Below are 12,487 nucleotides of genomic sequence, written 5' to 3'. Positions count from 1 at the left end.
GGCGGCAGGAAGTCGGTCCTGCCGCTGCCACGCTCGGACGGTTCGGTGACAAGACCGAACGTGGTGCCTAGCAGTGAGTGTAGAGCGTGCGCGGTCAGCATGGTCGGCGCGTGGCCGGTGTTCGCCCAGATTGCACGGCAGGCGAGCAGGCCTGCCTGTCTACTCAGCCCGGCAGGGCGTCGTAGGTCAGCAGGAATACCTGCTCATCCCCCGCGCTGACCGGCAGCCAGACGATTTCCAGCTCGGGGAACGCAGCTTCCACGTTGGCGTGCTCGTTGCCGATCTCCACCACCAGCACGCCGCCCGGGTTCAGGCGCGCCTTGGCGCCGGCGATGATCCGCCGCACCACGTCCATGCCGTCGTCGCCGCCGGCCAGGGCGATGCGCGGCTCGGCCAGGTATTCCGGCGGCAGCGCCTGCATCGAGCCTTCGTTGACGTAGGGCGGGTTGGTCAGGATCACGTCGTAGGTGGCGCCATGCGGCAGCGGCGCGTACAGGTCGCCCTCATACAGCCGGATGCGGTCGTCCATCTTGTAGTCGGCCACGTTGCGGCGTGCCACGGCGAGCGCGTCGGGCGAGATGTCGACAGCGTCGACCTTCGCGTTCGGCCAGACGTGCGCGGCCACGATCGGCAGGCAGCCGGAACCGGTGCACAGCTCCAGCACCGGGCCGATGCTGTCGGTCTCGCCGACCCACGGCTCCAGCCCGTCCTGCAGCAGTTCGCCGATAAAGCTGCGCGGGACGATCACGCGTGAATCGACGTAGAAGCGCAGGCCGTGCATAAAGGCCTCGTGCGTGATGTAGGCGGCCGGCACGCGCTCATTGACGCGGCGGTCGATGACCTTGAGCACGGCATCGACTTCCTCGGGCAGCAGGCGCGCGTCCAGGAAGGGGTCGAGCGTGTCGAGCGGCAGGTTCAGCGTATGCAGCACCAGGTAGGCGGCTTCGTCATAGGCATTGGCGCTGCCGTGGCCGAAGGACAGGCGCGCGGCGGTAAAGCGCGAGACTGCGAGACGCAGCAGGTCGCGCACGGTGCGCAGGGGAGAGGGCGTTGCCATGTATGGGTGTCTTTCGGCGAAAAAAATCAGGCGACGAGACGTTCCAGCACGCCGCGGTAAACGTTCTTCAGCGGCTCGATGAAGCGCACTTCAACGTGCTCGTCGATCTTGTGGATGCTGGCGTTGGGCGGGCCGAACTCGATCACCTGCGGGCAGATCCTGGCGATAAAGCGCCCGTCCGAGGTGCCGCCGGTGGTCGACAGCTCGGTCTTGACGCCGGTCTCGGCCTCGATCGCCGACGACAGCGCGTCGGACAGCTCGCCGCGCGGGGTCAGGAAGGGCTCGCCGCCCAGGGTCCAGTCCAGCGCGTATTCGAGCTGGTGGCGGTCCAGGATCGCATGCACGCGCGCCTTCAGGCCTTCCGGCGTGCTGGCGGTCGAGAAGCGGAAATTGAAGTCGATGGTGACGTGGCCCGGGATCACGTTGGTGGCGCCGGTGCCGCCGTGGATGTTCGACATCTGCCAGCTGGTCGGCGGGAAGTACTCATTGCCCTGGTCCCAGACCTCGGCGGCCAGCTCGGCCAGCGCCGGCGCGGCTTCATGGATCGGGTTGCGGCCCAGGTGCGGGTAGGCGATATGGCACTGGATGCCCTTGACCGTGAGCTTGCCCGACAGCGAGCCGCGGCGGCCGTTCTTGACCATGTCGCCGAGCGTGTCGACCGAGGTCGGCTCGCCGATCACGCAGTAGTCCAGGCGCTCGCCGCGCGCGGACAGGGCCTCGACCACCTTGATGGTGCCGTCGTGCGCTGGGCCTTCCTCGTCGCTGGTGATCAGGAAGGCGATCGAGCCGGCATGCGCAGGGTGCGCCTTGACGAACTCTTCCACCGCCACCACGAATCCGGCGATCGAGGTCTTCATGTCGGCGGCACCGCGGCCGTACAGCTTGCCGTCGCGGTGCGTCGGTTCGAACGGGTCCGAATGCCACTGCTCCAGCGGGCCGGTCGGCACCACGTCGGTATGGCCGGCAAAGGCCAGCAGCTTGCCGTCCTTGCCCTGCGTGCCGCGCCTGACCGCCCACAGGTTGGTCACGCGGAAATCGTCGGGGCCGCTGACGAGCGCTTCGCAGTCAAAGCCGAGCGCCTTAAGGCGGGTTTCCAGGATGGCCTGGCAGCCTTCGTCGGCGGGCGTGACGGAGCGGCGGCGGATCAGGTCTTCGGTGAGGGCGAGGGTGGCGGCGAGGGTGGCGGTCATCGGACTACGGAAATGGAAATCAGAACTGGCCGGCGTACTGGTCGGCGGAGAAACCGACCATCACCTTGCCATCGTGGGCCAGCACCGGGCGCTTGATCAGCGACGGGCTTTGCTGCATCAGCGCGATCGCGCTGGCTTCCTGTTCGGCGCGGGCCTTGTCGGCGTCCGACAGCGCGCGCCAGGTGGTGCCCTTGCGGTTGAGCAGCGTCGCCAGCGGCACGTGCTTCAGCCAGCCGCGCAGCATGGCTTCATCCACGCCCTGCTTCTTGAAGTCGTGGAAGCTGTAGGCCACGCCGTTGTCATCCAGCCAGGTGCGGGCTTTCTTGACGGTATCGCAGTTGGGAATGCCGTAGAGCAGGACGGTCATGGCTAGTCTTGATGGATTGGATTCAGCGGAACAGCAGGTTCAGCGCGATCACCAGGCCGCCCAGGCCCAGCGCCACGCCGCCCATGGCCACCGCGGTCATCAGGCGCAGGCGGCGGTCCAGCCGGGCGGCTTCCTTGCGCAGTGCGTCGATGGTGATGGCATGTTGCTCGGCCAGCAGCTTGACGGCCTCGGCCTGCTGCACGGCAGCGGCTTCCAGCTCGGCGATACGGGCGGCGGGATCACGCGTGTCGGCCACTGCGCCTTCCGGCGTTCCATCCTTGCGCTTGTTCTTCTTCAGTTTCTCGATGGTCTTGTTGGCCTGCTCGAGAATGGTGGGCAGCAGGGAGAGCACGGTACTGACGGTGGTGGGATCCAGGGCCATGAGTCGCTTGCGGAGGGAAGGCATGTTCAGCCTGGCCAGGCGGGGTGACAACGGAAATACTGCCCCGGGGGGCGGGCCCCGGAGCGGCGCAGCCGTTGCGGGCTGCGCCAGGCGCGCTCAGTCGCCGCGCAGCAGGTCGTTCAGGCTGGTCTTGGCGCGGGTCTGCGCGTCGACCTTCTTCACGATCACGGCGCAGTACAGGCTGTACTTGCCATCCTTGGACGGCAGGTTGCCCGCCACCACCACCGAGCCCGCCGGCACGCGGCCATAGTGGATCTCGCCGGTTTCGCGGTCATAGATCTTGGTCGACTGGCCCAGGTACACGCCCATCGAGATCACCGAGTTCTCTTCGACGATCACGCCTTCAACCACTTCCGAGCGCGCACCGATAAAGCAGTTGTCTTCGATGATGACCGGGTTGGCCTGCAGCGGCTCCAGCACGCCGCCGATGCCCACGCCGCCCGACAGGTGGACGTTCTTGCCGATCTGCGCGCACGAACCGACGGTGGCCCAGGTGTCGACCATGGTGCCTTCATCGACGTAGGCGCCGATATTGACGTACGACGGCATCAGCACCGCGTTCTTGGCGATGAACGAACCGCGGCGGGCCACGGCAGGTGGCACCACGCGGAAGCCGGCCTTGGCGAAGTCGTCGGCGCTCCAGTTGGCGAACTTGGTCGGCACCTTGTCGTAGAACTGGGCAAAGCCGCCGGCGCTCATCGGCGCGTTGTCTTCCAGGCGGAACGACAGCAGCACGGCTTTCTTGACCCACTGGTTGACGATCCAGTCCTTGCCTTGCTTCTCGGCCACGCGCAGCGCGCCGGAATCCAGCTGGCTGATGACATTGGCGACGGCCTCGCGGATGTCGTTGGGGGCGGACTTGGGCGACAGGCTGGTGCGGTCTTCCCAGGCCTGGTCGATCAGGGCTTGCAGAGCTTGCGTCATATGCGTTTCTTCAGTGGTTATCGGATAAAGGCGCAGCGGTCAGGCTGCGCCGCGGTCATGGGTTGGCGCTCAGCCGAGCGCGCGGCAGAATTCCACGATCCGGCGCGCACCTTCCAGGCATTCCTCGGGCGTGGCCACCAGGGCCATGCGCACGCGGTTGGCGCCGGGGTTGATGCCGTCGGCTTCGCGCGCCAGGTAGCTGCCGGGCAGCACGGTCACGTTCTGCTCGGCCAGCAGGCGCGCGGCGAATTCGGTATCGGTGAGGCCGGTGCGCGAGACATCGGCCCACAGGTAGAAGCCGGCATCGGGCAGCGCCACGTCCAGCACCTCGGCCAGCATCGGCGTCACTTCGCTGAACTTGCGCACGTAGGCGGCGCGGTTCTCGCGCACATGCGATTCGTCGTTCCAGGCGGCGATGCTTGCGCTCTGCACCGCGGGGTTCATGGCGCCGCCGTGATAGGTACGGTATAGCAGGAATTTCTTCAGCAGCGCGGCATCGCCGGCGACGAAGCCCGAGCGCAGGCCCGGCACGTTGGAGCGCTTGGACAGGCTCGAGAACATCACCAGCCGGTCAAGGCCGCGGCCCAGCTTGTGCGCGGCTTCCAGCGCTCCCAGCGGGGCGCGGCCTTCGTCGAAATAGATCTCGGAGTAGCACTCGTCCGAGGCGATCACAAAGCCGTAGCGGTCCGACAGCGCAAACAGCTGCTTCCAGTCTTCCAGCGACAGCACCGCACCAGTCGGGTTGCCGGGCGTGCACACGAACAGCAGTTGCACCTTCTGCCAGACATCGTCGGCAATGCGGTCGAAGGCCGGGGCGAAGTTGCGCGCCGGGTCGCTGTTGGCGAACACTGGGGTGGCGCCGGCCAGCAGCGCCGCGCCTTCGTAGATCTGGTAGAACGGGTTGGGGCACAGCACCAGCGCGCCCGGACGGGTGCCGTCGACCACGGTCTGGGCAAAGGCGAACAGCGCCTCGCGCGAGCCGGTCACCGGCAGCACTTCAGTGGCGGCGTTGACCTTGGGCAGGCCGTAGCGGCGTTCCAGCCAGCTGGCGATGCACTGCCGTAGTGCATCGGAACCTGCCGTTGTGGGATAATTCGCCAGCCCCGCGAGCGACTCTGCCAGCGCTTGCTTGATGAACTCAGGCGTCGGATGCTTGGGTTCACCGATGCCAAAGCTGATGGCCGGCTTGTCGGCAGGCTTTACCTGCGCAAAGAGCACCCGCAGTTTCTCGAACGGGTAGGGCTGGAGCAGGTCGAGGCGCGGATTCACAGTGTCAGTCGGGGCCGGTTAAAACGACGCATTATAGAGGAACGGCGCGGGTTTCCGTGCGCCGGCCCGGCCCGCGCGGCCGGCCGCGAGCACGGATGGCGGGCATCACGCCCTGGTGATGCCGCCGGCGCCGTCCGGACGCTGCCTGCTGTCACCGGCCGGCGGCCCGGCTCGCCTCGCACGGATTCCCTTTATGAGCACAAATACTGTTGCGGCGCAGCATGCGCCGGCCGACCGCCATGCGGTCAAGGCATCGCTTTCCATCCTGATCGGCGCCTCGGTCTGGGGCATCGCCTGGTTCCCGTACCGCGTGCTGGCGGGCTGGGGCCTGGGCGGCATGCACGCCGCGGCGCTGGTCAGCTCGGTCGCGGCGGTGCTGTCGCTGCTGGCCTTCCGCCGGCACCTGGCCGGCCTGCGCCCGCACTGGCTGTTTGTCGCCATCGGGCTGGCGGCGGGCGTGACCAACGCCGGCTTCGTCTGGGGCAGCGTCAACGGCCATGTGATGCGTGTGCTGCTGCTGTTCTACCTGACCCCGGTCTGGACCGCGCTGTTTGCCCGGCTGTTCCTGGGCGAGCGGCTGTCGGCGGCAGGGCTGTCGCTGGTGGCGCTGGCCCTGTTCGGCGCCGGGCTGATGCTGTGGACGCCCGAGGTCGGCGTGCCGCTGCCAGGCTCCGCCGCGGAATGGTCGGGCCTGATCGGCGGCATGGGCTTTGCCGTCAACAATGTGCTGTCGCGCCGCGCCGGCCAGCGCTTCCCGGATATGGACGCACGCGTGCGCACGGTCGTGGTCTACCTGGGCTGCACGGTGGTGGGCGTGCCGGCCGCGCTGCTGCTGGATGGCCCGTCGGTGACCATCGTCCAGGGCGCGCAGGTGAGCGTGGGCATGCTGGTGCTGGGCCTGGCGGCGGTGCTGGTGGTCAGCAACTCGGTGGTGCAATACGGGCTGCAGCGGCTGCCGGCCAACCGCGTGTCGCTGCTGATGCTGTTCGAGATCGTGATCGCGGCGGTATCGGCGTGGTGGCTGGCGACCGAGGTGCTGAGCTGGAAGGAAGCGGCCGGCGGCCTGTGCATCGTGGCGGCCGGGGCCTTGTCGGGGCTGGTGCACCGCAGCCGCGCGCCGGCGCCGGCCGCAGCAGGTGCCGAGGCAGTGGCATGTAACTGAGCCCGGTGCGCGGGTCAGTGCAGCATGACCCGCGACACCACTGCCACCAGCGGCGCCCGCACTGCGCGCTCCACGCCGCGGTGCAGGTGCAGCGGCCGCAGCAGCATCTTCACGGTCATTTCGATGGGGATGTTGCGCCGGATCACGCCGGACACGCGCGCATTGAGCGCGCGCACCTCGGTTTCGGACACGGCCTCTACGCCGCGCTCCATGCGCAACACATTGCGCAACGCGATCGCGGCGTCCTCGTTCTTGATCTCCAGCAGCCGGCGCGCCAGCGCGCCCAGCACGCGCAGCCGGCCCAGCCGCTCGGATGCCGCAAAGCGGTTGAAGTACTGGTAGAAGTGCTTGTAGTGCCGCACCTCGTCGTTGGAGATGCGCCGCGTCAGGTCGCGCAGCACCGGTTCGTCGCTGGCCTGTTCCAGCGCGCGGTAATAGGCGGCGGTGCCGGTTTCCACCACGCAGCGGGCCGCCATTTCCAGGCCCTCGGTCGGTTCGAACTGGTCGATCGAGCAGGTCTTGCTGTACTCGTCGAAGAAGCGCGCATAGCCGCGCTCCCAGTCGAATTCCGGCCAGACATGCTCGACATAGCGCCGCAGCGCCAGCCCGTGCTGCAGTTCCTCGGCCTCCCAGTGCTCGGCAAGCCAGTCGGCCGCATCGGGCACACGGGCGTAATAGGTGGCAAGGTTGCCGGCATAGGTGTCGGACCCGCTCTCGATGAACGAGGCTGACACCAGCAGGTAGAACAGGTCGCGGTCGCCGCGTACGCGTTCCACGTCGATCGCCTGGTAGTTGATGTCGCTGACAGACCACGGCCGGGCGGCCGCTGACGGTTCACTCATGCTCTGTCCTCCTGGTTGGCCAAGGGCTGCGAGGGGCGTTCATGGGTGCGCGGCCCGGAGGGCATCCGAGGTCACGCCGACAGATCAGAGACTAGCATTTACCCTAATAAGTTTCCCAACGGTTGGCCGGCACGGATGGCTGACAGCGCCTGCGGCGCCTGTCAAAGTGCATGCGGAATCGCTTGTAAGGGGCGGAATAGCAAGGGAAATCGGCAATGGGATATGACGCCGGGGCGACTGCCAAACGGGCCGGCGAAGGCATCTGCGATGGTATGATTAGCCCCAATTCTCGGGCCCGAGGGGTATTTTGAGGTGCTGGCGTCACGCCGCGCCGGCTCCCGCGCAGCCCGGCTTTCTGAACAGTGCAATAGCCCCGATACCAGGCCGACCCCGGTTCCTATACCGGAGTGGCCGATACCACACGAGAAACCGTGCGACTATCCTCGATCAAGCTGGCGGGCTTCAAGTCATTTGTCGATCCCACCAATTTTCAAGTGCCCGGCCAACTGGTCGGCATCGTAGGTCCCAACGGCTGCGGCAAATCGAACATCATCGATGCGGTGCGCTGGGTGCTTGGTGAGTCACGTGCGTCAGAGCTGCGTGGCGAATCCATGCAGGACGTCATCTTCAACGGCTCCACCGCGCGCAAGCAGGCTGGCCGGGCGAGTGTCGAACTGGTGTTCGATAATGCCGAGGGCCGCGCTGCCGGCCAGTGGAGCCAGTACGCCGAAGTCGCGGTCAAGCGCGTGCTGACCCGCGACGGCACTTCGTCCTACTACATCAACAACCAGCCGGTGCGCCGGCGCGACATCCAGGACATCTTCCTGGGCACGGGCCTGGGCCCGCGCGCCTACGCCATCATCGGGCAGGGCATGATCTCGCGCATCATCGAGGCCAAGCCCGATGACATGCGCATCTTCCTGGAAGAGGCCGCGGGCGTGTCCAAGTACAAGGAACGCCGCCGCGAGACCGAAAACCGCCTGTCTGACACGCGCGAGAACCTGACCCGCGTCGAAGACATCCTGCGCGAACTCGGCAGCAACCTCGAAAAACTGGAAAGCCAGGCCGAGGTGGCGCAGCGCTTCAAGACGCTGCACGCCGACGGCGAAGAAAAGCAGCACCTGCTGTGGCTGCTGCGCAAGCGCGAGGCCCAGCAAGAGCAGGAACGCCACCAGCGCGCTATCGAGCAGGCCCAGATCGACCTGGAGGCGCAGACTGCGCAGTTGCGCCATGTCGAAGCCGAGCTCGAAACCATGCGCGCCGCGCATTACGGGGCGTCCGATGGCATGCACGCCGCGCAGGGCGCGCTGTATGAGGCCAATGCCGAAGTCAGCAAGCTCGAAGCCGAGATCCGCTACGTGGTGGAATCGCGCAATCGCGTGCAGGCCCAGATCGCCGCGCTGACCGGGCAGCGCGAGCAGTGGCAGGGCAAGGCCGAACAGGCCACCGACGAGCTGGCGCAGGCCGAAGAAAACCTGGCCGTGGCCGAAGGCCGCACGGTCGAGGCGCAGGAAGCTGTCGCCCACAAGAACGACGAACTGCCGACGCTGGAAGCGCAATGGCGCGACGCGCAGCAGCTGCTCAACGAGCAGCGCGCCGGCATCATGCAGGCCGAGCAGGCCCTGAAGCTCGAAGCCGCGCAGCAGCGCAGCGCCGACCAGATGTTGCAGCAACTGGAACAGCGCCGCGAACGCCTGTCGGCGGAAGAAAAGGGCCTGGACCGCCCCGACGAGACCCGCCTGGAGCAGGCCCGCGCCGAGCTGGCCGAGCAGGAAGCGCTGGTCGAGGAAGCCCAGGCCGTGCTGGCCGACGCGGAAGAGAGCGTGCCGCGCCTGGACGAGTCGCGCCGCGCCGCGCAGGCGTGCGTGCACAGCGAAGCCTCCGCCATTGCCACGCTGGAGGCGCGCCTGTCGGCGCTGCGCCAGCTGCAGGAGAACGTGCAGACCGACGGCAAGGTGCAGCCGTGGCTGGCCAAGCATGAGCTGGCCGAGCTGCCGCGCCTGTGGAAGAAGGTCCATATCGAGCCGGGCTGGGAAAACGCGCTCGAATCCGTGCTGCGCGAGAAGCTGGCCGCGCTGGAAGTGTCGAACCTGGACTGGGTCAAGGCCTTCCTGTCCGACGCGCCGCCGGCCAAGCTGGCGTTTTACTCGCCGCCGGCCGCCGCCCGCCCGCTGGAAACGCCTGTCGGCCTGCGCCCGCTGATGTCGCTGGTGCAGATCACCGAGCCGGGCATCCGCGCCGTGATGCAGGACTGGCTGGCCGATATCTATGTCGCCACCGACATGGCGCAGGCGCTGGCTGCGCGCAACACGCTGCCTGACGGTGCGTCGTTCGTCGTGGCCGAGGGCCACCTGGTGGGCCGCAACGCCATCCAGATCTACGCCGCCGATTCCGAGCAGGCCGGCATGCTGGCGCGCGAGCAGGAAATCGAAAACCTGCAGAAGCAGGCGCGCGCGCAGCTGCTGCTGTCCGACGAAGCCAAGACCCAGGCGGTGCGTGCCGAAGCGGCCTACACCCAGGCCAGCCAGGGGCTGGGCGATGCCCGCGCGCGCGCCGAGCAGGCCACCCGCCGCGTGCACGCGTTGCAGATGGACGTGCTCAAGCTGTCTCAGGCGATGGAGCGCTATTCCGCCCGCAGCGGCCAGATCCGCGAGGAACTGGACGAGATCCACGCACAGATCGAAGAGCAGCGCGCCATCCGCGCCGAATCCGAAGCCAGCTTCGAGCAGCACGACGCCGCGCTGGCAGAGATGCAGGCCACCCACGAAGACCAGCAGATGGCCTTCGAGGCGCTGGACAGCAAGCTCTCGGGCGCGCGCCACCAGCTGCGCGACTTCGAGCGCGCCGCGCAGGAAGCCCTCTTTGCCGAGCGCAACCTGGCGAGCCGCATCGACGAGCTGCGCCGCAATATCCAGGTGGCCGCCGACCAGGCCGAACGCATTGCCGAATCCCTGGAAAACGCCCGCGCCGAGCTTGAGACCATCAACGAGCAGACCGCCCATACCGGCCTGCAGGAAGCGCTGGAGCGCCGCGCCGAGAAGGAAGAAAAGCTCACCATCGCGCGCACCGAACTCGATGCGCTGTCGGCACAGCTGCGCCAGCACGACGAGCAGCGCCTGGCCGCCGAGCGCAGCCTGCAGCCGCTGCGCGACCGCATTACCGAGTTGCAGCTCAAGGAACAGGCCGCGCGCCTGAACCAGGAGCAGTTCAGCGAGCAGCTGACCGCGGCCGAGGTGGACGAGGCCGCGCTGGCCGACAAGCTGACCGGCGACCTGAAGCCGTCGTACCTGCAGGGCGAAGTCACGCGCATCAACAACGCCATCAACGCGCTCGGCCCGGTCAACATGGCCGCGCTCGACGAGCTGGCCGCGGCGCGCGAGCGCAAGACCTTTCTCGATGCGCAGTCGGCCGACCTGAACGACGCCATCAACACGCTGGAAGACGCGATCGCCAAGATCGACCAGGAAACCCGCGCGCTGTTGCAGGGCACCTTCGACCAGGTCAACCATCATTTCGGCGAGCTGTTCCCGTCGCTGTTCGGTGGCGGCCAGGCGCGCCTGATCATGACCGGCGAGGAGATCCTCGACGCCGGCGTGCAGGTGATGGCGCAGCCCCCGGGCAAGAAGAACTCGACCATCCACCTGCTGTCGGGCGGCGAGAAGGCGCTGACCGCGATCGCGCTGGTGTTTGCCATGTTCCAGCTCAACCCGGCACCGTTCTGCCTGCTGGACGAGGTGGACGCGCCGCTGGACGACGCCAACACCGAACGCTACGCCAATATGGTGGCGCGCATGTCGGACAAGACTCAATTCGTTTTCATCTCACATAACAAGATTGCCATGGAAATGGCTCATCAACTCATTGGCGTGACCATGCAGGAGCAGGGCGTTTCGCGTATCGTGGCCGTGGATATGGACGCGGCGGTTTCGATGGCGGAGGCAGCATGAAACTGAACATGGACCTGCAGACCGCACTGATCGTCGCGGGCCTGGTTTTCGTGGTACTGGTGTTCGGCTACAACCAGTGGCAGATCCGCAAGGCGCGCCGCCCGCGCGAGCTCAGCCCCGAAGACGACCTGCCGCCGATGCGCGAGCCGGTGGTCGGCCAGAGCACCGCGCCGGAAACCGCCGCGCGCCTGCACGAAGCCGCTGCCGAGCAGGCACCGCGGCGTGAGCCGACGCTTTCCCCGGCGCCGGCCACGGCCGGTGCCGCGGTGGCGACGGGCAACAACCACGCGGCTGCGGCGGCTGCGGCCGCAGCAAGCACCGCGGACGCCGACGATGTCGTCGCCGAGGAAGTGTCCGTCGCGGCCGCCGCGACGCATGCCGAGACCACCGAGGACGAGGCCGAAGCCGAGGCCACTCCGGCCCCGGTACCCGCGCCGGCTCCGGCTCCGGCTCCGGCTCCGCTTGCCGCCGTGCCCGATGGCCAGCCCACGCCGGCCCTGATCGATCCGCTGATCGACTGCATCGTGCCCCTGCACCTGGAGCGCAAGGCCTCCGGTGACCGCATCCTGCCCCTGACCGGCCGGCTGCGCCGCGCCGGCACCAAGCAGGTCCATATCGAGGGCCTGCGCACCGAAGCCAATGCATGGGAGCCGGTCACCGCCGGCCACCAGTACGAAGACCTGCAGGTCGGCGTGCAGCTGGCCAACCGCGGCGGCCCGCTCAACGCGCTGGAGTTCTCGGAATTCATCACCGCGGTAGAGTCGCTGGCCGAGTCGCTCGATGCCTCGGCCGACCTGCCGGACATGAGCGAGACCGTCGCCAATGCGCGCGAGCTGGATGGCTTTGCCGCCGGCTGCGACGTGCAGCTGGGCGTCAACGTGATTTCGGATGGCGCGCCGTGGTCGGCGGCGTACGTGCAGAACGTGGCCACGCAGGACGGGCTGGTGCTGTCGCGCGACGGCACCCGCTTTATCCGCTACCAGGCCAACGCCGAAGGCGTGCAGCGTCCGCTGTTCACGCTGCAGTTCGGCGACACCAACTTCCTGCGCGACGACCTGACCGTCAAGGCCGGCCGCCAGATCACGCTGCTGCTCGACGTGCCGGTGGCCGACCAGGCCGCCAAGCCGTTCAAGACCGTGTGCGAGTACGGCCACACGCTGGCCCAGCGCATGGGCGCGCAACTGGTCGACGACAATATGCGGCCGCTGACCGAGGCCTCGTTCGTCGCGATCTTCAGCCAGCTTGAAACGCTGTACAACAAGCTGGAAGCGCGCGGCATGCCGGCCGGTTCGTTGGTGGCGCAGCGCCTGTTCAGCATCTAGCCGG

The 12,487-nt window shown here is 67.6% G+C and carries 10 protein-coding genes; 3 read left to right on the top strand and 7 right to left on the bottom strand.

Annotation, left to right across the window (positions count from 1 at the left end; all coding sequences use genetic code 11):
- Nucleotides 1–163: 163 nt before the first annotated feature.
- The 6 genes from prmB to dapC form a co-directional block, all read right to left on the bottom strand.
- Nucleotides 164–1,057, bottom strand: a complete 894-nt coding sequence (prmB, locus tag AC1Q7H_RS21110) for a 50S ribosomal protein L3 N(5)-glutamine methyltransferase (protein WP_492378494.1) — start codon at nt 1,055–1,057, stop codon at nt 164–166.
- A gap of 26 nt (nt 1,058–1,083) precedes the next feature.
- On the bottom strand, nt 1,084–2,247 hold the full coding sequence (dapE, locus tag AC1Q7H_RS21105) for a succinyl-diaminopimelate desuccinylase (protein ID WP_013956974.1): 1,164 nt from the start codon (nt 2,245–2,247) through the stop codon (nt 1,084–1,086).
- 19 nt (nt 2,248–2,266) lie between these two features.
- Nucleotides 2,267–2,614, bottom strand: coding sequence for an ArsC family reductase (locus AC1Q7H_RS21100; RefSeq protein WP_013956973.1), 348 nt, complete (start codon nt 2,612–2,614; stop codon nt 2,267–2,269).
- Between the two features lie 22 nt (nt 2,615–2,636).
- Nucleotides 2,637–3,020, bottom strand: coding sequence for a hypothetical protein (locus AC1Q7H_RS21095; RefSeq protein WP_011615476.1), 384 nt, complete (start codon nt 3,018–3,020; stop codon nt 2,637–2,639).
- Between the two features lie 93 nt (nt 3,021–3,113).
- Entirely contained in the window at nt 3,114–3,941 is an 828-nt protein-coding gene (dapD, locus tag AC1Q7H_RS21090; protein ID WP_013956972.1) for a 2,3,4,5-tetrahydropyridine-2,6-dicarboxylate N-succinyltransferase, read from the bottom strand.
- A gap of 69 nt (nt 3,942–4,010) precedes the next feature.
- A complete protein-coding gene (gene dapC / locus AC1Q7H_RS21085; protein WP_013956971.1) occupies nt 4,011–5,210 on the bottom strand; it encodes a succinyldiaminopimelate transaminase in 1,200 nt (399 codons plus the stop codon).
- 193 nt (nt 5,211–5,403) lie between these two features.
- Between dapC and AC1Q7H_RS21080 the strand changes: the two genes are divergently transcribed.
- The gene (locus tag AC1Q7H_RS21080) at nt 5,404–6,372 is read left to right on the top strand and encodes a DMT family transporter (protein WP_013956970.1); all 969 of its coding nucleotides are present in this window, start codon (nt 5,404–5,406) and stop codon (nt 6,370–6,372) included.
- Nucleotides 6,373–6,386: 14 nt separating this feature from the next.
- Here the strand turns inward: AC1Q7H_RS21080 and AC1Q7H_RS21075 are convergent, their stop codons facing one another.
- Nucleotides 6,387–7,214 (bottom strand): ferritin-like domain-containing protein, encoded by an 828-nt coding sequence (locus AC1Q7H_RS21075; RefSeq protein WP_013956969.1) that lies wholly within the window; start codon nt 7,212–7,214, stop codon nt 6,387–6,389.
- Between the two features lie 431 nt (nt 7,215–7,645).
- Here AC1Q7H_RS21075 and smc point away from each other — a divergent pair, with 431 nt between their 5' ends.
- Both smc and AC1Q7H_RS21065 read left to right on the top strand, forming a co-directional pair.
- Nucleotides 7,646–11,161 carry a chromosome segregation protein SMC gene (gene smc / locus AC1Q7H_RS21070; RefSeq protein WP_041227949.1) on the top strand — a complete coding sequence of 1,172 codons (3,516 nt, stop codon included), beginning with the start codon at nt 7,646–7,648 and terminating at the stop codon, nt 11,159–11,161.
- Nucleotides 11,158–12,483, top strand: a complete 1,326-nt coding sequence (locus tag AC1Q7H_RS21065; RefSeq protein ID WP_492381687.1) for a cell division protein ZipA C-terminal FtsZ-binding domain-containing protein — start codon at nt 11,158–11,160, stop codon at nt 12,481–12,483. The genes smc and AC1Q7H_RS21065 overlap by 4 nt, the downstream gene beginning before the upstream one ends.
- Nucleotides 12,484–12,487 lie beyond the last annotated feature (4 nt).

This window comes from Cupriavidus sp. GW823-FHT06D04 (genome assembly GCF_058795055.1).
This window is presented reverse-complemented; position numbering and strand designations above follow the sequence as displayed.

Excerpts from the sequence above, each read along its gene's own strand:
- prmB (WP_492378494.1), bottom strand. The coding sequence starts at position 1,057 with ATGGCAACGCCCTCTCCCCTGCGCACCGTGCGCGACCTGCTGCGTCTC.
- dapE (WP_013956974.1), bottom strand. The coding sequence starts at position 2,247 with ATGACCGCCACCCTCGCCGCCACCCTCGCCCTCACCGAAGACCTGATC.
- AC1Q7H_RS21100 (WP_013956973.1), bottom strand. The coding sequence starts at position 2,614 with ATGACCGTCCTGCTCTACGGCATTCCCAACTGCGATACCGTCAAGAAA.
- AC1Q7H_RS21095 (WP_011615476.1), bottom strand. The coding sequence starts at position 3,020 with ATGCCTTCCCTCCGCAAGCGACTCATGGCCCTGGATCCCACCACCGTC.
- dapD (WP_013956972.1), bottom strand. The coding sequence starts at position 3,941 with ATGACGCAAGCTCTGCAAGCCCTGATCGACCAGGCCTGGGAAGACCGC.
- AC1Q7H_RS21080 (WP_013956970.1), top strand. The coding sequence starts at position 5,404 with ATGAGCACAAATACTGTTGCGGCGCAGCATGCGCCGGCCGACCGCCAT.
- AC1Q7H_RS21075 (WP_013956969.1), bottom strand. The coding sequence starts at position 7,214 with ATGAGTGAACCGTCAGCGGCCGCCCGGCCGTGGTCTGTCAGCGACATC.
- AC1Q7H_RS21065 (WP_492381687.1), top strand. The coding sequence starts at position 11,158 with ATGAAACTGAACATGGACCTGCAGACCGCACTGATCGTCGCGGGCCTG.